Below are 21,315 nucleotides of genomic sequence, written 5' to 3' on the forward strand. Positions count from 1 at the left end.
TCCCCGGAATCGCGCGCGCGTCGGACGTTGCCGGATGCACCGATCCCAGCCCCGCAACGGGTGTGCCGGTGCGCCCTGTTGGCCGAAACGCCGACACCCCGCAGAAGCGCCGGCCGTGCCCTCCCTCGGCCCTCAGTCCTCCAGACCCGTGACCGCGCCGACGTGACGCAGGCTCGGGTCGAGCAGGATCCCGTGGAGCTGCTGGAAGACCTGCCGGGCGGCGACCGCGTTCCAGTCCGCCGGAAGGAGCTCCGTCGGCAGACCGGGGTCCAGGTACGGCAGGCGCCGCCACTGGGTGAGCAGCGGGACGTAGTGCCGGAAGGCCTCGGCGGCTTCGGGTTCCGTCCCGGCCGCCGTCAACCGCGCGGCCACCGGGGCGTACGCGTCGGTGAACTCCGCGTACTGCTTCTGGATCGCCGGGAAGTCCCACCACGAGCTCACCGTGCCCGGCAGATCGCTGAAGGCCGCGTACTGGGCGGCGAACAGGTGCACGTAGTCGCTGAGGCCCAGCCGTACGAGCATGCTCCGCGCGTCGTCGAGGAGCCGGCCCGGCGCCAGCCACACGCCCGGGGCGATGTTGCCGAAACCGAGCCAGGTCAGCCGGGTGCGCAGCTGGTAGCGGTGGGACCGTTCCGACTCCGGTACGGAGAAGACGGCCATGGCCCAGCCGTCCGCCAGGTCGGCGGGCTCAAGGCTGGCGAAGATCCGGCGGTCGCCCTCGTCGAAGACGGGCAGGACGGCCGGGCTCAGCCGGTAGCCGGTGGCGCCCCGGCGCTCCGGTTCGAGGACTCCGCGCTTCTTCAGCCGGGAGATCGCCGAGCGCACCGCCGGGCCGTCGACGTCCAGTTCCCCCATGAGCGTGATCAGGTCGGCGATGGAGATCCAGCCGCCGAGGCGGCGCAGGAACGCCCCGTAGACCGTGTTGATCAACGAGCTGGGCCTGAGGGGGCTGTCCGACATGATCGCCTTCCGTTGTACGCGGTCGCGATCATATCGGGGCCCCCTCCGGGCCCGGTGAGGTCAGGCGTACGCCCCCGACAGCAGGTGCCCGGCCCCCGGGGCCACGGCCGGGAGGCCCAGGGCGCGCAGCATCTGGTGGGCCGTGCACACCGCCGCCGACACGACCGGCTTGCCCAGAAGCTGCTCCGCCTCCTCGATGACGCCGAGCGAGGGCATCTGCACACAGGCCGAGAGGACGACCGCGTCGGCGTCGGAGTGGTCCAGGGCGCGGGCGAGACCCGGCAGCCTGGCCGGGTCGTGGGCGGCCACGTCCAGGTTGTCCGGGATCTCCAGGGCCTGGTGGTCGAGGACCTCGATCCCCTCCCGGGTGAGGTAGTCCACGACGGTCCGGGTCAGGGGCCGCATGTACGGGGCGAGCAGCGCGATCTTCCTGGCGCCGATCGTGTGCAGTCCGTGGACGAGCGCGCCCGCGCTGGTGACGACCGGCGCCGGAGCGCCGTTCTCGACCGTGCGCAGGTGCAGCCGCTCCTCGGAGACCCGGTGGTAGCCCGGTCCCATGCTCATGATGGCGACCAGGCAGGCGTAACCGAGCACGTCGACCCTGGCGTCGGAGAGCTCCACGGCGCACCGGTCGGAGTCGGCGTCCATGGCCTTGAGCTGTTCCGGGGTCACGTGCGTCATGCGCATCCGGCTGGAGTGGAAGGTGAAGCGCTCGTCGGGCGCGACGGCCGCGCGGGCGCGCAGGATCGCGGGGACCTCGGTCTCCATGGTGACGTTGGAGCTCGGCACGATCTGGCCGATGCGGTAGGTACGGGGCGGCACGGGTTCTCCTCGGTTCTCGTACGGAGGTGTCGGACGGGGGTCAGCGGGCGTCGACGACGGGGTTGGCCAGGGTGCCGATCAGCTCGACCGTGGCCTCCACCATGTCGCCGGGCGCGAGGAACTCGGGCGGAACCATCCCGGCCCCGACCCCCGAGGGCGAGCCTGTCGCGATGACGTCGCCCGGCTCCAAGGTCACGCCGGAGCTGATGTCGGCGATCAGGCGGGCGATGGGGAAGAGCATGTGCCGGGTGTTCGACTTCTGCTTGGTGACGCCGTTGACACGCAACGAGAGGTCCAGGGCCATGGGGTCGGGGATCGCGTCGGCGGTGACGACCACCGGGCCGAACGGCGCGTACGAGTCCTGGCCCTTGGAGAAGAACCACTGGCCGGAGCGGCGCTGGTCGCGGGCGCTGATGTCGTTGACGATGCTGAAGCCGAAGACGTGGTCGTACGCGTCCTCCTCGCTCACCCGGAACGCGGTACGGCCGATGACGACGGCGAGTTCGCACTCCCAGTCCAGCTGGGTCGTGAGGTCGGCGTTGTGCAGGATCGGCGCGCCCGGTCCGGTCACGGCCGTGGCCGGCTTGCTGAACAGCACGGGCCGGGGCGGGAGTTCCTTGTCGGTGTCGAGACTGCGGCTGGACTCCTCGACGTGCTCGACGTAGTTGAGGCCGACCCCGATGATCTTTCCGGGGCGGAAGGGGGCGCCGATCCGGACGTCCTCCGTCCGGTGGACGGCGTGCGCCGGCCGGTCGCCGGCGAGCAGCCGGCGCACCGTCTCCAACGCGTCCGGCCCAGTCCGGACGATGCCGAGCAGGTCGAGCGGGAGCTCGGCGCCCGCGTGCTCGGCGAGCGCGGCCAGGTCGAGGATATGGCCGCCGGTCTCGACGCCGAGCCGAGGTGCGGCGTCGGCGGTGGTGGTGGTCGTGAAGGTCAGGAAACGCATGAGGGCTCCTCGGGGTCAGACGGCGGGGTCGGCGGCGACGGGCTGGTGGCCGCCGTTGTCGGGGTACGCCTCTTCGCGGTGGAAGCCGAGCGAGCGCATGACGGGGAGGTCGTCGAAGGAGAAGAGGCAGGCGTCCTCGGACGGGTCGAGGTTCTGGTGCTCGTGCCACGCCCAGGACGGGACGCAGAAGATGTCCCCTTCCGTCCATGCGAAGCGCTGCCCGGCGATCACCGAGGCGCCCCGGCCCTTGGCGACGGTGTAGATCACCGAGCCCGTGTGCCGGTGGGCCTCGGTGGCCTGACCGGGGCGCAGCAGCTGCATGTGGGCGCCCATGGTCGGCATCACCGAGCCGCCGGTCACCGGGTTGGTGTACTCGGCGATGACCCCGTCGTACGGAGAGCCCTCGGTCGCCTCGGCGAGGGCGCGCAGGGCCTCGTACGTCGGCTCCCACGGGTAGGCGAGCAGCGGCGAGTAGGGCCGGTTCCACTTCTCCGCCCCGTACGGGAGGAGGGTGCCGGAGTAGGTGAGTACGGAGGAGTTCACCACCTTCCCGGGGGTCTGGTAGAGCTCGGGGTGCACCTCGTAGAACCCGGCGTCCAGGGCGTTGACCAGCGGGATGTCCAAGCCGTCCTGCCAGATCACCGGTGCGTCGGTCCCGTCGTTGCCGTGCTCGTGCCAGGTGCCGTTCGGGGTGATCGCGAAGTCGCGCGGGCCGACCTTCAGCTTCTGGCCGTCGACGATCGTCCAGGCGCCGGTGCCCTCGTGGACGAAGCGCAGCGCGGCGGCCTGGTGGCGGTGGGCGGTCATCGCCTCGCCGGGGCCCATGATCTGGAGCCCGGTGTAGAGCAGGCCGGCGGCGGCGCTGACGTCCCTGCGCCCGGGGTTGACCAGCATGACGACACGGCGTCCGGCGTCGTCCGCGTCGACGAGGCCGAGCGCCTTGTGGACGAGGGGCCGCAGCTCCTCGTAACGCCACAGCACCGGAACGGACCTGGGCTGGGGGTACCAGGGCTCGATGTCATTGGCGACGGTCCACAGGGCGCCGGCCTCCAGCGCCTCGAGTTCGCCGTAGTACGCCGTGAGTTCGGGGGTGTCGGTGACCCGTGCGCGGCCGAGCGCGGTGTCGTCCTGCTCGATGGTCATACGTCCTCCTCAGGTGCAGTGGTGGTCAGGGGCCCCGGCGGCGGGGCGGTGAAGGCCGGTGGCCCGGTCGGCGGCGCGGTGAAGGTCACGGGCGGGCGCGGGGTGTTGTCGACTTCGAGGCGGAAGATGTCGAAGCGGTTGTAGTGGCCGGTGATGTCGTGCATCTGCTTGGGCTGGATGCAGCGGCCGAGGTCGATCTCGCCGTAGACGATGCCCTCGTCGTCGACGAGCGGCTCGGTGACGGGGCGGCCGTCCGGGCCGAAGATGCCGGACAGCGCGCTGCGCGGCCGCTGGAACAGGGCGCGCAGCTCCTCGTCGTCGCCGGCGAGGACGTCGACGATCTCGGGCGAAACGGTGGAGCAGGCGACGACGGAGAAGACCTTGCCCTCGAAGCTGTGCGCGGCCGTCCGTACGGCGATCGCGTCGGCCATGTCGTAGTCCGCCGGTGCCACGGGCAGCGCGATGTAGCAGGAGGCGTGGACGAGTTCGCCCTGCGCGAGGAGGGCGAACCGGGCCAGCGTGTTGGTGTTCTCGCCGCAGGCGAGGGCCCCGAGCGGGCCGACCGGTGTCGGGTGGACACGCAGCGAGCTGCCGTCGCCACCGGTCCAGGTGAGCTTCTCGGCCCAGGTGGGAACCAACTTGCGGTGCACACCGAGGAGTTCCCCGTCCGGACCGATGGTGAGCAGGGTGTTGTAGAGGACGCCGAGGCTGTGGGCGGCGCGCTCGTTGACGCCGATCACGAGGACCACCCCGTACTGGCGGGCCGCGGCACGCAGGGTGTCGACGTACGGACCGGGGATGTCGACCGAGGCGCGCTGGAGGCGCTCGAACCAGGGCGAGCCCTGGACCGGGTTCATCGTCCAGTTCCAGTAGGGGTATCCGGGGACGAACACCTCGGGGAAAACGACCAGCCGGGCCCCGTTCCCGGCCGCCTCGGCGATCAGGGCGACGGCCTTGTCGACGGTGGCTGCGGGGTCGAGGTAGACGGGCGCGGCCTGGACGGCGGCGGCCGTGAAACGGGGCAGGGTGTCGAGGGACGGCGGTAGGGGAGGGGGTTGTCGCATCGGGATCTGCCCTTTCATCGGGCGCGGGATGCCGTGGCCACTTCGGCGGGCGCGGAGGCGGGCGCGGGGACGGGCGCAGAGGCGGCTGCGGGGACGGAGGCGGAGGCGGGTGTGGGTGCGGAGACCGTGGTGGCGCGCGGCAGCCAGCGCTGGTGCACGGGCGCGGCGGCCCGCCGCAGCAGTTCGAGCCGCGGAGGCACCCGGTCCGTGCGGGCGGCGGGCGGACGGCCGCTGCCCGCACGCCAGGACGGCGCCCACGGCGCCGCCGGACCGCGGTAGCCCTGCGCCGCGGCGGCGTGCAGCGTCCACAGCGGGTCGTGGAGCTGGGCGCGGCCCACACCGCACAGGTCGGCGCGGCCGGCCAGGATGATCGAGTTCACGTCGTCGTACGTGGAGATGGCGCCGACGGCGATGGTCGGGACCCCGGTCGCGTTACGGATCAGATCCGCGTACGGAGTCTGGTAGCTGCGCCCGAAGCGGGGCCGCTCGTGCGCCACGACCTCGCCGGTGGAGACGTCGATCGCGTCGGCGCCCGCCTCGGCGAGAGCGCGGGCGACACCCACGGCGTCGTCCTCGCTCAGGCCCCCCTCCGCCCAGTCGGCGGCGGAGATCCGGACCAGCAGCGCCTTCCCCGAGGGCCATGACTCCCGTACGGCACGCAGGACTTCCAGCGGGAAGCGCAGCCGCCCGGCCGGATCGCCGCCGTACTGGTCGGTGCGCCGGTTGGTCAGCGGCGAGAGGAACCCGGAGAGCAGGTGCCCGTGCCCGAACTGGAGCTCCAGGGCGTCGAACCCGGCCCGGTCGGCGCGTCGGGACGCGCTCACGAAGTCCCGGACGACCAGGTCCATGTCGGCGCGCGTCGCCTCACGGGGCACCGGGCTCTTCTCGTCCCAGGGCAGCGCCGAGGCGGCGAGCGGCGCTCCGGCGGTCGCGCGGCGCCCCGCGTGGGTGAGCTGGATGCCGAGACAGGTGTCGCTCTGGCCGTGCACGAAAGCGGCGATACGCCCCCAGGCGGCCTCCTGCTCGTCGTTCCACAGACCGGGACAGCCCGGGTCCGGGCGGGCGTCGGCGCCGACGGCGGTCATGCCGGCGATCACCAGACCGGCCCCGCCGAGGGCCTGGGTGCTCAGATGGACGAGGTCGAAGTCGCCCGGGACACCGTCGCGGGCCGTGGCCAGGGCGGTCGGCGGGACGACGACCCGGTTGCGCAGCCTCAGTCCGCCGATCCGGAACGGCCGGAACATCGGCGGGACGGGCGCGGTGGTGTTGACGGCGGTGGTGAACGCCTCGTCCCGGACGCGCAGGTTGTCGTAGGTGACGCGCCGGCTGCGGGTCAGCAGGTTGAAGGCGAACTGGTGCGGATCCTGGCCGGTGTAGCGGTCGATGTTCTCGAACCATTCGAGGCTGGCCTGGGCGGCCCGCTGGGTCGACTCCACGACCGGCCTGCGCTCGGCCTCGTACGCGGCGAGCGCTCCCGGGACGTCGTCGGGGTGCTCGTGCAGGCAGGCCGTGAGGGCGAGGGCGTCCTCCATCGCGAGCTTGGTGCCGGAGCCGATGGAGAAGTGCGCGGTATGGGCCGCGTCCCCGAGCAGGACCACGTTCTCGTGGCGCCAGGTGCGATTGCGTACCGTCGTGAAGCGGAGCCACTTGGAGTTGTTGGGAAGCAGCCGATGGCCGTCCAGGTGCCCCGCGAGGATCTCCTCGCAGCGCCGGATGCCGTCCTCGTCGCTGGAGCCGGGCGGGTACGCGCGGTCGGCGGACTCCGCGAACCCGGCGCGTCGCCAGGCGTCCTCGTCGAGCTCCACGATGAAGGTGGAACGGGTGTCGTCGTACGGGTAGGCGTGCACCTGGAGGGTGCCGAACTCGCGCTCCTCCACGACGAACGTGAAGGCCTCGAAGACCTTGTCGGTGCCGAGCCACATGTAACGGCCGGACCGTTCGTCGAGGTCCGGGCCGAAGGTGTCGGCGTAGGCGGCGCGGGTGGCCGACCTCACGCCGTCGCACGCCACCACCAGGTCGTACTCGGCGGCGAGCCGCTCGGCCGGCGGCGCCTGCGTCCGGTAGCGGACGTCCACGGCGAGGGCCGCACAGCGGTCCTGGAGGATCCGGAGCAGGCTCCGGCGGCCGAGCGCGGCGAAGCCGTGGCCGCCGGAGGTGAGGGTCCGGCCCCGGTAGCGGACGTCGATGTCGCTCCAGCGGGCGAACTCCGCCGACATCGCGGCGTGGACCACCGGGTCGGCGGTCGCGATGCCGTCGAGGGTCTCGTCGGAGAAGACGACCCCGAAGCCGAACGTGTCGTCGGGGGCGTTGCGCTCCCAGACGGTGACCTCCCAGTCCGGGGAGAGCTGCTTGGCCAGGGCCGCGAAGTACAGGCCGCCTGGCCCTCCTCCGATGACTGCTACGCGCACGGGGTACCTCCTGTGGTTCCGGTGATGAGCTCGGGGGCCTGCGGGCCCGCCTTCGTGAGGACCTCGCGGACATCGGCCGGCCACGGAGTGGTGCCGGTGGCGCGGGCCGCCGAGTGGGCGATGACCATGCGGCCGGTGGCCGCCTCCGCGCCCTCCTCGCCGAGGACGGTGAAGGCGTAGTGCAGGGAGCTCGCGCCGACCTTGGTGACGCGCAGCTCGGTGCGGACGGCCTCGCCGAACCAGAGCCGGGCGCGGTAGTCGGCCTCGAAGTGCACGCGGGGCGTACTGCCGAAGAGGTGGGAGAGCCCGAGGCGGCGCAGCAGCACGGCCTCGGCCGCCTCGACCCAGCGCACCACCGTGGAGTGGTGGTAGTGGCCGGCGGCGTCGGTGTCGGGCCACTCGACCCGGCGCTCGACGGTGACACTGGGCAGGCGCGGGACCAGCGCCTCGGCAACCCCGTCGGCGCAGCCGCCGGTCGCGGCGTCGGCGCGGACGCCCTCGGCGACTCGCGTACGGGTGTCCTCGGTCACGGCGGCGTGGCTACGGGTGCCTTCGGTCGCGGCGATGTGCGTACGGGTGTCCTCGGTCACGGCGGCGTGGCTACGGGTGCCTTCGGTCGCGGCGATGTGCGTACGGGTGCCCTCGGTCACGGCGACTTGCGTACGGGTGCCTTCGGTCGCGGCGAGGTGCCTACGGGCGTCCTCTGCGCGGGCTTCCGCCCGTGCCCGCCCGCGTAGTTCGCCGCGCTGGAGCTTGCCGTTGGCGGTTCTCGGGAGTTCCGCGACGAACTCGACGGCCCTCGGGTACTTGTACGGCGCGATGGCCTGCTTGACGTGCGCCTGGAGCTCGCGGACGGTGGCCTCGGCCGCCGGGACACCGTCGCGCAGGACGACGTACGCCTTGACGAGCATGCCGCGCTTGTCGTCGGGGGCGCCGACGACCCCGCACTCCTCGACGTACGGGTGGGCGGCGAGGGCCTTCTCGACCTCCGGCCCGGCGATGTTGTACCCGGAGGAGACGATCATGTCGTCGCTGCGGGCCACGTACCAGAAGTAGCCGTCGGCGTCCCGGATGTAGGTGTCACCGGTGATGTTCCAGCCGTTCCTGACGTACGTGCTCTGCCGCGCGTCGGCGAGGTAGCGGCAGCCGGTGGGCCCCGTGACGGCCAGGAGCCCGGGCTGCCCGTCGGGTACGGGATCGCCCCGGTCGTCGACCACGGCGGCGCGGTAACCGGGGACCGGCCGACCCGTGGAGCCGGGCCGGATGTCCTCGTCCGCGGCGGATATGAACACGTGCAGCATCTCGGTGGCACCGATGCCGTCGATGATGCGCAGGCCCGTGGCGGCGTGGAACTCCTCCCACACGGCGGCGGGCAGGGGTTCCCCGGCGGACACGCAGCGGCGCAGGCCGGACAGCCGCCCGGTCGCCCCGGCGGCCATGATCGCCCGGTAGGCGGTGGGAGCGGTGAAGAGCACGGTCACGCCGTGCGCGGCGACCAGGTCGGCCAGCTGCTCGGGCCCGGCCTGTTCGATCAGCAGCGTCGCGGCGCCCACGCGCAGGGGGAAGACCACGAGCCCGCCGAGGCCGAAGGTGAAGGCGAGCGGCGGCGTGCCGGTGAAGACGTCGTCGGCGCGTGGTTTCAGGACGTGCCGGGAGAACGTGTCGGCGTTGGCGAGGACGTCCCGGTGGAAGTGCAGGGTCGCCTTGGGGCGCCCTGTCGTCCCCGAGGTGAAGGCGATCAGCGCCACGTCGTCGGCCGCGGTCTCGACGGCGGTGAACCGGCCCTCCTTCGCGGCGCAGAGAGCGGTCAGATCACCCCTGTCGGGGCCGCCGTACGGGATCACCGGCAGCCGGGTCGGGCCCGACGGGGAGGGATGTACGGGTGTGCCCGGCCCGTCCGCCGCTTCGAGCTCCGCGAGGTAGCGGTGGTCGCACACGGCGACCGTCGGACGGCTGATCTCGCACAGTTCGGCGAGTTCGGCCGAGCGCAGCAGCGGCATCGTCGTGACGGCCACACCGCCGGCCTTCAGCACGCCGAACCAGGCGGCGACGAGCCAGGGGTTGTTGGGGCCGCGCAGCAGGACACGGTTTCCGGGCCGGAGCCCGTAATCCTCGGTGAGCACCTGGGCGACCTGGTCGGCGCGCCGCTGGAGTTCGCCGTAGGTCCAGCGCTCGGTCGGGGTCAGAAGACAGGGACGGTCGGGGCCCCAGCGGTCGACGGCGTCGTCGAGCAGGCTGCGGGCGCAGTTGAGCCGTTCGGGATATTCCAACTCCGCCAGCTCGAAGTGCAGTTCGGGCCAGAGAGAGAAGTCGGGCAGCCGGTCGCGGCAGAAGGAATCGGCATGAGCCGAAGGGGAGAGCTCCATGGGGCGGCACCTCGATCAGGGAGCAGCGGGGGAGACGGTGCAAGTATCTCGATATTTTGGCGGCCGTCAACATTCCTCGATATCTTGAGATGCCCCATCGATCGGCGCGAGCGTGCGAGCGGCTCAGGAGGCGGGGACGCGCAGTCGCACGGACTTGCCGAACTCATGTACCAGCACGGCGAGTTCACCGCCCGCCTCGGCGGCCAGCAGCTGGATCAGGAGCAGGCCGCGCCCGCCTTCGGCGTCCGGGTCGACCTCGACGGCCGGTTCGGGCAGTCGGAGCGGGCCGGTCGCGCCGTCGGTGACCTCCAGGCGCAGCCAGCCTCCGTGGCAGGAGATGCCGACACGCATCCGGCAGGTCGAGGCGGAGGCGTGCTGGACGACGTTGCCGACGAGCTCGCTGACGGCCAGCAGCAGGGTGTCCGCGATGTCGGCGGCTATCCGCCAGCCGTCGAGCACGGCGCGGACGCGGGCGCGGACCAGGGGGACGGCTGCGGGGGTCGGTCCGGAGACCCAGCGCGCGAAGGCCCTGGCGGGGCTGGGGGAGGAGCCGGGCGCGGACATGGCCGCGGGGGCGTGAGTGGGGGCCGGAACGCGGGGGCCGGAGTGGGCGGGGGCGGTGAGCATGACGTGCTCCCAGAGGGGACGCGCAACGCAACCGCGTGGTCACTCGTGTAACTCACTCGATATTCGGACAGCCGATGGGCTTGTCGTCAGCGGAAATGCGTCGCTAGAGTTTTGGTAACACGTGTAACACGTTACGTCTCCCCGGGCGTGGTGCGCAAGCATTTCGGACAAAGCGCTACGAACCCGGGGCCGGCAGAAGGGCCGCAATGACCCCCTCCCACCCGGCCGAGCTCGACCTGGCCGACATGACCTGGCCGCCCCCGCCCTACCAGCCCCCGGTGCCGCCCGTGACGGACGCGCACGGGGTGCGCCGCTTCGACGGGGTCACGTACGCCACGACGCCCGGCTACCGCCCCCGCCTCCTCGACGTCCAAGTCCCGTCCGGAGAAGGACCGTTCCCGGCGGTCGTCTGGATCCACGGCGGCGGCTGGCTGGACGGCGACCGGCGCTACCCGCCGCCGACCGTACCCGCGGCCCTGCTGCACGGATCGGTCCTGGCCGCCGGGCTCGCGCTCGTCTCCATCGACTACCGGCACAGCCTCGAAGCCCCCTTCCCGGCCCAGCTGCACGACGTGAAGGCCGCGATCCGTTACGTCCGCCGGTTCGCCGACGTCCTGGGGGTCGACCCGGACCGCCTGGCCGTCTGGGGCGAGTCGGCGGGCGGCCACCTGGCGGCCCTGGCCGGCCTCGTCGGCCCGGGCAGCGAGGACGCCGAGGCGCTGGAGGGCACGCACGGGGTGGGCGCCGGGGAGACCGGTGTCCGGGCCGTCGTCGACTGGTACGGGGTCTCCGACCTCGTCGCACTGGCCGGTCACCCCCTGCCGGGGATGCCCGCGGGCGTCGAGTTCCCCGACCCGTACGAGGCCCTGCTCGGCGGCGCCGAGGCGGAGCGCCCGGCACTGGCCCGGGCGGCGAGCCCGGTGACGTACGCGAAGGGCTCCAACCCGCCGCCGTTCCTGCTCGTCCACGGCACACGGGACGGCCTCGTCCCGTTCAGCCAGAGCGAGGCGCTCGCCGAGGCCCTGGCGGGGGCGGGCGGCGATGTGACACTGCGGCCGGTCGAAGGCGCCGACCACATCTTCCTGGGCTCGCCCGACATCCCGGAGATCGTCTCGGAGAGCGTCGCGTTCCTGGCCCGGCACCTGGACGCGGGCTGAGGTTCACACGTCTGGACGTGGGCTGAGGTTCACGCGTCTGGACGCGGGCTGAGATTCAACCTTCCCACCACGCGGTGGACGACGTCCTCGACTCCGGCGACTGCGGTACGGAGCCCACACCCCCGTGTTCCGGCTCCCGCTCCCGCTCCGGCTCCCGCCGGTTCCCGCTCCTGCTCCGGCTCCGGCTCCGGTCTCCGACCCCACTCCGACCAGCCGCGCCCGTCCCACTTCTACTAGTCCCCCGTTCCCTTCCCCCTTCCGTCGCACATCCGCTCCGCCGCCGGGTCCGGTCCGCACCGGACCCGGCGGGAACGTCGATCACCCAAGAGCCGCGGGCACCATCCCCCGCGGTCGCGAGAGGCACTCATGTCCAGGAATCCGGTCACCCCGTCCCCCGTCGCAGAGAGACCGACCGAGGCGGTGCCGTCCTCGCGCCGTCCCGGTGTCCTCGTGGCGGCGCTCCTGCTGCTCGGCGTCTCCGTGCTGCCGGCTTTCGCCATCCGTCCCGACCCGGCGAACCCGCCGTTCCAGGGCCTCGACGACCAGTGGCTGGTCTGGATGGGCGGCCCGCACGACGGGCTGTACTCCCTCGCGGCCGCGGTCCTGAACTGGTTCGGCGGTCCGCTGGGTGCCGTCGTACCGCTCGCCCTGCTCTTCATCCTGCTCCTGCGCAGACGTTGGACCTCGGCCGGCTTCCTGCTGGGTGTCTACTTCGCCGGCAATCTGCTGGTCGTCCAGGGCCTCAAGCACCTGGTGGACCGGCCGCGTCCGGAGAACCCCCTGGTCCGGGTCGACCACGGCTCGTTCCCGTCCGGCCATGTGGCGGGCGCGGCGCTGCTCGTCGTACTCGTCGGCGTCCTGCTGGTCCCGGCCGCGCGCCGGCGGGCGTGGTGGCTCGGGGGCACGGTGTTCACGCTGGCCATGATGTGGAGCCGTACCTGGCTGCACGCGCACTGGCTCACCGACACGGCGGCCGGAGCGGCCGCCGGTGCGGGCGCGGGCCTGCTGGCGTGGTGGCTCTGTGCCCCCGCGCTGGCCCGGGAAGCCGACCGCGGCAGCCGGGGGGCCGCCGCGACCGTCACCCCGGAGGCCGCGCCCGCGGTTCCGTAACGGGAACGAGGCGGCTCCCGGTCCGTGAACGCACGGACCGGGAGCCGCCTCGTGTCGCGTGCCCGCCGTGCGGGCTCAGGACGTCTGGCGGTGGACGAGCACGGCCTCTATGGCGGGGAGCGGCGCGGTCGAACCCGTCTCGATCAGCTCGTGCAGGGCGTCCGCGATGCGCGCCGGTGAGGCCAGGTCGAGGCGGATCGTGCTGAGTGCCGGCTGCTGGAACGCCGAGAGGACGAGGTCGTCGGAGCCGACGATCGCCACCTGGTCCGGTACGGCGATCCCTTCGGCCTGGAGCGCGTGCAGAAGCAGCGCGGCGTACTCGTCGTTGTAGGCGAAGACGGAGTCCAGGTCCAGATCCGTCCAGCGCCGGGCGAGCGCGGCCGCCGACTCGCGGGTGTAGGCGAGCTCCACCGGGGTGACGGTGGCCATGTGCCGGGCGGCGACGGATTCGGCCCCCGCGAGGCGCGGCCGGGCGAAGGCGTCGAGGCCGCGCTCCTGGGGCATGACGACGCCGATCCGGCTCCGGCCGCGGGAGATCAGGTGCTCGGCGGCCGTGGCGCCGATGAGGCTGTGGTCGAAGCCGATGGTGTGGGCCCCGGGCACGGGGCGGGACGCGAAGGCGAGCACTCCACGCACCCCGGCGCGGCGCAGCAACTCGGCGGCCTGCGGGGTGAGTCGGTCGCCGTCGAGGGCGACGACCGCGGCCGGACGCAGTTCCGCCCAGGCCCGGGCGGCGTCGACGGGGTCGGTGAAGCGGCCCGCGTGGAGGACGGCCGTGTAGCCGTGGCGGTCGAGTTCGCTGTGCAGGTCGTCGACCCAGTCGCTGACCAGCCGGCCGATCGCGGAGATCGACGCGGGCATCAGGACGAGATTGCTGCGTCCGGCGCGCAGGGACCTGGCGGCGGCGTGCGGGACGTAGCCGAGCCGGTCGGCCGCGTCGAGTACGCGGGCTCGGGTGGTCTCGCTGACCCGGTGGCCCGGCGTGTTGTTGAGGACGAAGGAGACGGTGGCGCGGGACACCCCGGCGAGGCGTGCCACATCGGCGCTCGTGATCGAGGCGGGGACGGGGGTTTCTTCGGCCATGACGTCCCTGGACGCTCCTTGAGGTGGGTTCCTGGCTGCGGTCGCGTGGTTCTTCCCCTCCGAGGTTACACGAGTTAGATCACGAGAGCGGTGGGCCCCGCGCACGAGAGTGCGGGGCCCACCGCGGTTCCGTCGCCGCCTTCAGCCGCGACGGGCGCGGTCGCGTGGCACCGCGAGGGCCGGACTCGACGTCCCGTGCAGGCGACGCGAGTCACCGGCGAGGTCCCCGAGGGCGGTCACGACCGAGTCGAAGCGCATCGTGGTGCGCGTGTCCGTGTCGTACGGGTCCCACCTCGGCATCTGTGGATGGTTGGGGTCGCCCGTGCGGGCGAAGGCGATCCACGCCCGGTGCATGGTGTCCGCCAGGCCGTCGCGGACCGTGGGGTCGAGTCCGGCCAGGAAGGGGGCCGACCACTGGTCGAAGTTGGCGAAGGTGAAGGGGAGTTCGAGGCAGTGGGCGGCTCCGAGCCGGCCCTCGTGCGCGGGCGTGGGGAGGTCGAACTGGTAGGCCCACACGGGCCTGCCCGACTCCGCCCTGGCCTCGGCGAGTTGTAGGGCAGGGACGCGGAAGAGCTCGTCCGTGATCAGGTCCATCAGGACGTCGGCGGGGCGCGCGCCGGGCCGGGCCCTTTCGTACGCCGCGTACACCCCGGGCGCGGCCTCGGCCCCGAAGGTCTCGGCGATGCGGGCGGTCACCTGCTCCCGGCCGGCGGCGGCGTACCCCGGGTCGAGGGCGAAGCCGAAGTTGGCCTCCTCGCGGGTCCAGCCGATCAGTACGTCGATGCCGGCCGCGGCCCCGTGCAGCAGGGCCTCCACCGGGTGGCGCGTGAGGGTGACCCCGTCGACGACGGGCAGGAACGGGGTCGGCCAGTAGCCCCAGCGCGTCGTCCGGGCGAACAGCCCGCCGGTCGCACCGATCAGCTCGGGCCACGGAAGCTCGCGTAGTTCCGTGACGGTCTTGACGCCGGCCAGTTCCATGAAGGCGGCGGTCCGCTCCAGGTACGCGTCCGGGCCGGGAAGATCGAGGCCGAACGGCGGGCTCTGCAGGATCACGCGCCTGATCAGCCCCTGCGCCTCGGGGAGTCCGGCGAGCGCGGCCGTGGAGACGGCGCCGCCCGACTGCCCGGCGACGGTGATGTTCTCCGGGTCGCCGCCGAAGGAGGCGATGTGCGCGGCGATCCATCGGAGGGCGGCCAGCTGGTCGCTGAGCCAGGGGTTGCCGGCGCCTTCGGGGTTGCCGTCCTCGGGTCCGGTGTAGAGGTAACCCAGCGGTCCGATGCGGTAGTTGACGCTCACCACCACCAGGTCGCCGTCCCGGGCGAAGGTCTCGCCGGAGTAGTACGGCAGCGATCCGGAGCCCGAGACGAAGCCGCCCCCGTGGATCCAGACGAGCACCGGCCGGCGGGCCTCGTCGGCCGCCGGGGTCCAGATGTTGAGGGTCAGGCAGTCCTCGTCGAAGGGCGGCGACCCGTGGCCGCCGAGGACCGGATCCCCGCCCTCCATGTACAGCTGCGGTGCGCTGGGCCCGTCGGCGGTCGCGTCCCGGGTGCCGCTCCAGCCGGGATGCGGGAGGGCGGGCCGCCAGCGCAGGTCATGGACCGGGGGAGCGGCGTAGGGCACGGCGCGGAACACGGCGACCCCGCCTTCGACCGCGCCTCGCAGACGCCCCGCGGGAAGGTCGACCAGCGGGTGGTCCGGGCCTGGGGTGAGAGCCATGAGCCAATCCTTCCTGGATCGGGCGCCGAACACGCGCCGACCCGATCGAGAGTATTGCGAAAATTCACCGACCGTCAATGTCGCGCGATATCGCGGCTCGCCTCGTCCGCGAGATCGCGGTGGGCGGGCTCCGCCTCGTCCGCGAGATGGTGTGCCGGCTTCGGCTCGTCCGCGATATCGGGGTGGCGGCTTCGGCTCGTTCGCGGAATCGCGGAATCGCGGAATCGCGGAATCGCGGTGTGCGGCTGTCCGCGATGTCGGGGTCCTCGGCTCGTCACAGCCAGAGGCTGTTGGTCGCCGTCCGCTCCGCCTCGGTCGTCAGCAGGGGTGCGAACGCCCGCCAGAGGATCAGGCAGGCACCGGCGCCTGCCAGTGCGCCGGCGAAGGTGTCGCTGAGCCACTGGGCGTGCAGCCAGGTGCGGCTCCACATCATGGCGACGACGTAGGAGGCGCCGAACGGCCACCACCAGCGTCGCGCACGCGGCGGGAACACGACCACCGCGACCACGATCGTCAGGGCCACGGCGCTGAAGACCTGGCCCGAGGGGTACGAGCCGTCGTTGACGAGGACCCACGGGTGGGGCGGCCGGGGGCGGTCCACGAGGCTCTTGAGGGGCAGGACCACGATCGTGCTGGCGAGGACGGCGGTCGTGAACGCGAACAGTGCCGAGCGCCAGCGTCCGTAGACGCATAGGCAGCCGCTGAGGATCAGCGGCAGGACCGTGCCGAGCGGCCCGCCGAGCCGGTCGAGGACGGTGGCGAGATCCGTGGCCGCGTCGGTGAGCGAGCCGTCCATCGAAGCGGCCCAGCGGTCGTCGAGTGCCTGGAAGAACGGGCGGTCGGTGCCCCGGAGCAGCAGCCCGATCAGCACCGACGCGACGAGGAGCGCGGTGCCGACGGCGAGCGCGTGGCGCGGCGGAGGTGCCGGGAGGTGATGGCGGGGTCCGCGGGGAGGATGCGCGGGGAGCGGGGGTGCGGCGGCGTCGGGTGAGTCGGGTGGGCGCTGCATGGCGGGCCTTTCACGGTCTTTCACCCCGGGGCGGTGGGGCACGCGGAAGAGCGGGCGCGGGGGTGTGCGAAGGGGAGGTGCGCGGAGGGGAGGGGCGCGGAGGGGCGCGCTCGATAGGTGCCCCCGAAGGGGGCGGGGTGTCCGTCGAACGGGGAGTCGAGGAAGGGCGTTCGGAGGGGTGTCCGTCGCACGGGGTGTCCGGAAACCGGCGGCGTACGGCAGGGGCCCGCTCGGGCGGGATGTGCGCAAGCGGGGAAGCGAGAGGTGTACGGGCGGGAGGGGCGCGGGCGGTCACGAGGCCATGTGGTCACGAGGCCATGCGGCCGGACGGTCGTACGGCTGGAGCGGACCGGTCGGCGCACCGGAGCCGTGGGGTCGTCGCGGTGCGGCACGGAGTATTGCGGATGCGTGACCGCCGCCACAAGGGCAAGACGGTTTCGAGACACGATCGCCTTGGTCAGCACCGCACTCCAGCTGGTTACACGTGCTCCACGTGCGATTCTCCAATCGGTCACGATCTGCGCACCGACCCCGCACAAGGCCTAGCCGGACCCGGGAATGGGTGCTACACAGTGTCCAAGCGCTGCCGGTGACACGTGTAACAACACCCTTCCGGCCGTAGCCGTCCGCGGCGGCTTCCGGTGACACCGCCGCCCCCGCGACCGCTCACGCGGCGCCCTCCTCATCCGCGCCGCACCACCACGTACCGCCCGCACGCCCACCGGAACACCGGTCCGACCCCCCGGGTTCCGTGCCCGTCCACCTCCCCGCTCCGTCCTCCCAGGAGTCGTCATGGCCACGAACGAGCTCACCGATCCGATCGAACCGCCCCCAGCCGGCGCCGACATCACCGCCACCACCGCCGACCCGGCCGCCACCACATCGGAACCGGAAGCTCCGCGCCAGCGCGGGCTCATGCTCCTGCTGCTGGTCGCCAACTCCGCCATGATGGCGGTCTACATGGGCGTCGGCTCCGTCCTCCTGCCCACCCAGGTCGCGGCGATCGCCCCCGACGACAAGGTCGCCGTCCTGGGCCTGATCGGCGGCATCAGCGCCATCTTCGCGACGGCCTTCAACCCCATCGCCGGCGCCCTCTCCGACCGCAGCGGCCGCCGCAACCCCTGGATCCTCGGTGGCGCCCTCGGCGCCCTGATCGCCCTCGCCTTCCTCGGCAGCGTCTCCACCGCCCTGCTCGTCGGCATCGGCTGGTGCCTGGTCCAGGCGACGATGAACACCTACCAGGCGGCCGTCACCGCGATCGTCCCCGACCGGGTCCCCGCCGCGCGCCGCGGCACGGCGTCCGCGCTGGTGGGTCTCGGTATGCCGATCGGCGGGACCGTCGGAGTTCTCCTCGCCGCGCAGACGGCCACCCATCTGCGTACCGGATACCTGGTCTTCGGCGCGATCGTCGCCGTCGCGGCCCTGCTGCTCTCGGTCTTCTGCCGTGACACCCCCCGCGGCGAGCCCGTCGAGAAGGGCCCGAAGGGATCCCAACTCGCCGCTTTCCTGTCCGCGTTGGCCAACCACGACTTCCGCTGGGCCTTCATCGGCCGCGCCCTGATGGTGCTGGGCTACTTCTCCGTCGTCGGCTACCAGCTGTACATCCTGGGTGACCACATCGCGCTTCCCGGCGGGCTGACCCCGCCCGCGGCCATGGCGATCCTCACCCCCGTGTCGATGGTCGCCGTGGCGCTGTCCACCGTCGTCGGCGGCCTGCTGTCCGACCGGTGGAACCGCCGCAAGGTGTTCGTCGGAGTCTCGGCCGCGCTCGCGGGCCTGGTCATGGTGGTCCCCGTCGTCAGCCCGACCTGGACCGGCATGCTCGTGTTCAGCGCACTCAACGGGCTCGCCTTCGGCTGCTTCATGGCCGTCGACACGGCGCTCGTCACCCTGGTCCTGCCCCGCGCGGAGGACGCGGCGCGTGACATGGGCGTCCTCAACGTCGCGAACGCCGGACCGCAGATCATCGCGCCGTTCGTCGCGTCCGCCATCGTCACCGGCCTGGGCGGGTACACCCCGCTCTTCCTGGCCGGCGGTGCCCTGTCGCTGATCGGGGCGCTCGCCATCCTCCCGATCCGCAGCGTGCGCTGACCCTGCTCCGGCGGGCGCATGCCGAGGGTCACGTGCCCGCCGGTTCACTTCCCCTTGCCCAGCCCCCCACCCAGACACCCTCCCGCACGGACCCCTCCCTCTTCCTACTTCCCAGGAGCCTTCTGTGAGTCGCAAGCGAGTCCTGCCGCCGGCCATGCTCATCCTGTGCACCGCCGCCCTCGTGGGCACGGCCCCCGCGGTCGCCTCCCCCCAGACCGCCCCAACACCCACGACGCCGCTGCGGATTCTGCTCACCAACGACGACGGCTACAACGCGCCCGGCATCCGCAAGGCGTTCGAGCGCCTGACCGCCGCCGGACACGACGTCACCATCGTCGCCCCGCTCACCAACCAGAGCGGCAGCGGTACGAAGATGTCCAGCGCCCCCACGATCACGGTGAAGCACCCTGAGCCGAAGGTGTGGGCCGTCGACGGCAGCCCCGGCGACTCGGTGGCCTTCGGTCTCTCCGAGGTGTTCGAGGGCCGCGCCCCCGACCTGGTCGTGTCCGGCACCAACTTCGGGCCGAACGTCGCCGGTCTCGCCAGCCACTCCGGTACGGTCGGCGGCGCCGTCGCGGCGGTGGAGTCGGGCGTACCCGCCATCGCGCTGAGCACGGGCGGTCTCTCGGTCCCCGACCCGGTCACCACCGTCAACGCGATGGGCCCGACGCTCGACTTCGCCGTCAAGCTCATCGACCGGCTGCGTACGCGGGCGAAGTCCGGGCCGCTGCTGCCCAAGGGCGTCGGTCTGAACGTCAACCACCCCGTCGTCGGAGCCGACGGCAAGGGCACCGCCGCCGGCGTGTCCACCACCTTCCAGGATCCGCAGACCGTCCTCGAACCGGACTTCACCGACTCCGGCGACGGCACCTGGAAGGTCGGCGTGACCGTCGACCTGCGCCCGGCGGCCAAGGGGGGCGACCTGGAGGCCGTCAGCGCGGGCAGGATCGCCGTCAGCCCGATGAGCGCCAACTGGAACACCGGCCCCGTCGACCACGCGGTCACCGCGGCTCTGCTCGCCGGTCTGCGTCCCTGACCCCGCCCGACCAGCCAGCTCAGGAGGACGGATGAAGCGGCCCGGTCAACGGCCCACTTCGGCAAGACCCCTGCTCGGTACGGCCCTCGCACTGGTGGCACTGCTCGCGTCGGCGGTCCCGGCCACGGCTTCGGTCGAGGCTTCGGCCACGGCCACTGCCTCCGAGGGTACGCCCGGGCGGCCCGTGGTCACCGTCGCGCAGGGCACGCTGCGCGGCCAGAACCACGACCGGGCACAGGAGTTCCTCGGTGTCCCCTACGCGGCGCCCCCGGTCGGGGACGCCCGACTGAGGGCGCCGCGTGAGCCGCGCCGATGGAGCGGCGTGCGGGAGGCGAACCTCCAGGCGCCGGCCTGTGTGCAGTTCTCGCCGTTCGGCCTCGCGGACCCGACCGCCGTCAGTGAGGACTGCCTCTATCTGGACGTGTACCGCCCCCAGGGGGCGAAGGCGGGAGCCCGGCTGCCGGTGATCCTGTGGATCCACGGGGGTGCGTACAGCCAGGGCACCGGCACCCAGTTCGGCGGCAGGACGACGGCCGACCTCACGAACAGCGTCGTCGTCAGCATCAACTACCGCCTGGGGCAGCTCGGTTACCTCGCACTGCCCGAGCTCGCCGGGGAGAATGCCCGGCGCTCCGGCTCCTTCGGACTGCTGGACCAGATCCAGGCGCTGCGCTGGACACGGGCGAACATCGCCGCGTTCGGCGGGAACCCCGCCAAGGTGACGGTCTCGGGGCAGTCGGCGGGCAGCGGTTCGGTCTGCGGGCTCCTCGCGGCGCCCTCCGCGGCCGGACTGTTCCACCGTGCCGTTCTCCAGAGCGGCCCGTGCACGCTGCTCCGTACGCCCGACCGCGCGCGGGCCGCGTCGCAGGCCCGTGCGTTCGCCGAGGCGGCGGGGTGCGCCGACCCGGCCGTGGCGGCGGCGTGCCTGCGCGCCGCCCCGGCCGCCGCACTGGTCGAGGCGGCGCGTACGCTGCCGACCTCGGGACCGGCCTCGGGCGACGGGCTGCTGCCGCTGGACCCCGCCGCCGCGATCGGGAGCGGCGACTGGAACAAGGTGCCGGTCCTGATCGGGAGCACCCGCTCCGAGTCACGACTGTTCGTGGCGCTGTCACAGCCGCGACTGACGGAGGCGGAGTACACGGCGCAGATCCTGGCGACGTACGGGACGGCGGGCCCGGAGGTGCTCGCCCGCTATCCGGTCGCGGCGTACGGCTCGCCGTACCTGGCCCTCTCGGCGGTGATGACGGACTCCTCCTTCGCCTGCCACACGGCGTGGACGGCGCGGCTCCTCGCCTCACAGGTTCCTACATACGTCTACGAGTTCGACGACCCCGGCTCGCCGACCCTGGCGGGCGCACAGGTTCCCGGTCTCGACATGTCGAACGCGCACAGCGCCGAGCTGGCCTACCTGCACGACTTCACGGCGGGCGACCGGCCGCTCGCCCCGGCCCAGGTCGCGCTGGCGACGCGGATGAAGCGCTACTGGGGTGCCTTCGCCCGCTTCGGCTCCCCGGCCGTGCCGGGACAGACCGCCTGGCTCCCGACCGGCTCCGGGACCGTCACGGGTGAGGGGAGGGTGCTCAGGCTCCATCCGGAGGCGACGCGCATGGGCTCGGGGTTCGCGTCGGACCACCGGTGCGACTTCTGGCGGACCCAGCCGACCCGCCCACCGCTGTAGCCACGAAAGCGCCGGGCTCGCACGCCCGGGGCCCCGCCCACCGCTGTGGGCCCCCGCACCCCGGCCCCGTACCCCGGCCCCCGCACGCCGTTCGGGGGG

16 protein-coding genes and 1 pseudogene are annotated in these 21,315 nt (G+C 72.8%); 5 read left to right on the forward strand and 12 right to left on the reverse strand.

Annotated features, from left to right (window positions below):
- Positions 1–132: 132 nt before the first annotated feature.
- The 9 genes and pseudogenes from M5362_RS01060 to M5362_RS01100 form a co-directional block, all read right to left on the reverse strand.
- The gene (locus M5362_RS01060) at positions 133–960 is read right to left on the reverse strand and encodes a PaaX family transcriptional regulator C-terminal domain-containing protein (protein WP_260225293.1); all 828 of its coding nucleotides are present in this window, start codon (positions 958–960) and stop codon (positions 133–135) included.
- A 60-nt stretch (positions 961–1,020) separates the two neighbouring features.
- Positions 1,021–1,728 (reverse strand): Asp/Glu racemase, encoded by a 708-nt coding sequence (locus tag M5362_RS01065; RefSeq protein ID WP_260225679.1) that lies wholly within the window; start codon positions 1,726–1,728, stop codon positions 1,021–1,023.
- A gap of 94 nt (positions 1,729–1,822) precedes the next feature.
- Positions 1,823–2,728, reverse strand: a complete 906-nt coding sequence (locus tag M5362_RS01070; RefSeq protein WP_260225294.1) for a fumarylacetoacetate hydrolase family protein — start codon at positions 2,726–2,728, stop codon at positions 1,823–1,825.
- Positions 2,729–2,743: 15 nt separating this feature from the next.
- Positions 2,744–3,871 carry a cupin domain-containing protein gene (locus M5362_RS01075; protein WP_260225295.1) on the reverse strand — a complete coding sequence of 376 codons (1,128 nt, stop codon included), beginning with the start codon at positions 3,869–3,871 and terminating at the stop codon, positions 2,744–2,746.
- Positions 3,868–4,935, reverse strand: a complete 1,068-nt coding sequence (locus M5362_RS01080; RefSeq protein WP_260225296.1) for a carbon-nitrogen hydrolase family protein — start codon at positions 4,933–4,935, stop codon at positions 3,868–3,870. The genes M5362_RS01075 and M5362_RS01080 overlap by 4 nt, the downstream gene beginning before the upstream one ends.
- A gap of 14 nt (positions 4,936–4,949) precedes the next feature.
- Positions 4,950–7,343, reverse strand: a complete 2,394-nt coding sequence (locus M5362_RS01085; RefSeq protein WP_260225297.1) for an FAD-dependent monooxygenase — start codon at positions 7,341–7,343, stop codon at positions 4,950–4,952.
- A complete protein-coding gene (locus M5362_RS01090; protein WP_260225680.1) occupies positions 7,334–7,993 on the reverse strand; it encodes a thioesterase family protein in 660 nt (219 codons plus the stop codon). Before M5362_RS01090 ends, M5362_RS01085 begins: the two co-directional genes overlap by 10 nt.
- Positions 7,994–8,071: 78 nt before the next feature.
- Positions 8,072–9,709: pseudogene (locus tag M5362_RS01095) on the reverse strand (AMP-binding protein); the annotation flags it as partial.
- Positions 9,710–9,832: 123 nt separating this feature from the next.
- Positions 9,833–10,336 carry an ATP-binding protein gene (locus M5362_RS01100; protein WP_260225298.1) on the reverse strand — a complete coding sequence of 168 codons (504 nt, stop codon included), beginning with the start codon at positions 10,334–10,336 and terminating at the stop codon, positions 9,833–9,835.
- A 206-nt stretch (positions 10,337–10,542) separates the two neighbouring features.
- Between M5362_RS01100 and M5362_RS01105 the strand changes: the two genes are divergently transcribed.
- Positions 10,543–11,493 carry an alpha/beta hydrolase gene (locus tag M5362_RS01105; protein WP_260225299.1) on the forward strand — a complete coding sequence of 317 codons (951 nt, stop codon included), beginning with the start codon at positions 10,543–10,545 and terminating at the stop codon, positions 11,491–11,493.
- A gap of 366 nt (positions 11,494–11,859) precedes the next feature.
- A complete protein-coding gene (locus tag M5362_RS01110; protein WP_260225300.1) occupies positions 11,860–12,603 on the forward strand; it encodes a phosphatase PAP2 family protein in 744 nt (247 codons plus the stop codon).
- A 75-nt stretch (positions 12,604–12,678) separates the two neighbouring features.
- Here M5362_RS01110 and M5362_RS01115 read toward each other — a convergent pair whose 3' ends face one another.
- The 3 genes from M5362_RS01115 to M5362_RS01125 form a co-directional block, all read right to left on the reverse strand.
- Positions 12,679–13,686: a LacI family DNA-binding transcriptional regulator gene (locus M5362_RS01115; RefSeq protein WP_260225301.1), complete on the reverse strand. Its 1,008-nt coding sequence runs from the start codon at positions 13,684–13,686 to the stop codon at positions 12,679–12,681.
- A 141-nt stretch (positions 13,687–13,827) separates the two neighbouring features.
- On the reverse strand, positions 13,828–15,402 hold the full coding sequence (locus tag M5362_RS01120; RefSeq protein ID WP_260225302.1) for a carboxylesterase/lipase family protein: 1,575 nt from the start codon (positions 15,400–15,402) through the stop codon (positions 13,828–13,830).
- 274 nt (positions 15,403–15,676) lie between these two features.
- Positions 15,677–16,411 carry a phosphatase PAP2 family protein gene (locus M5362_RS01125; RefSeq protein ID WP_260225304.1) on the reverse strand — a complete coding sequence of 245 codons (735 nt, stop codon included), beginning with the start codon at positions 16,409–16,411 and terminating at the stop codon, positions 15,677–15,679.
- A 792-nt stretch (positions 16,412–17,203) separates the two neighbouring features.
- Between M5362_RS01125 and M5362_RS01130 the strand changes: the two genes are divergently transcribed.
- The 3 genes from M5362_RS01130 to M5362_RS01140 all read left to right on the forward strand — a co-directional run bounded on the left by M5362_RS01130 (position 17,204) and on the right by M5362_RS01140 (position 21,216).
- The gene (locus M5362_RS01130) at positions 17,204–18,502 is read left to right on the forward strand and encodes an MFS transporter (protein WP_260225305.1); all 1,299 of its coding nucleotides are present in this window, start codon (positions 17,204–17,206) and stop codon (positions 18,500–18,502) included.
- Positions 18,503–18,626: 124 nt separating this feature from the next.
- A complete protein-coding gene (surE, locus tag M5362_RS01135) occupies positions 18,627–19,538 on the forward strand; it encodes a 5'/3'-nucleotidase SurE (RefSeq protein ID WP_260225306.1) in 912 nt (303 codons plus the stop codon).
- A gap of 31 nt (positions 19,539–19,569) precedes the next feature.
- Positions 19,570–21,216 carry a carboxylesterase/lipase family protein gene (locus M5362_RS01140; protein ID WP_260225307.1) on the forward strand — a complete coding sequence of 549 codons (1,647 nt, stop codon included), beginning with the start codon at positions 19,570–19,572 and terminating at the stop codon, positions 21,214–21,216.
- The last annotated feature ends 99 nt before the right edge of the window (positions 21,217–21,315 follow it).

Origin of the sequence: Streptomyces sp. Je 1-79, assembly GCF_025195125.1 — a bacterium.
In the GTDB taxonomy this organism is placed as follows: domain Bacteria; phylum Actinomycetota; class Actinomycetes; order Streptomycetales; family Streptomycetaceae; genus Streptomyces.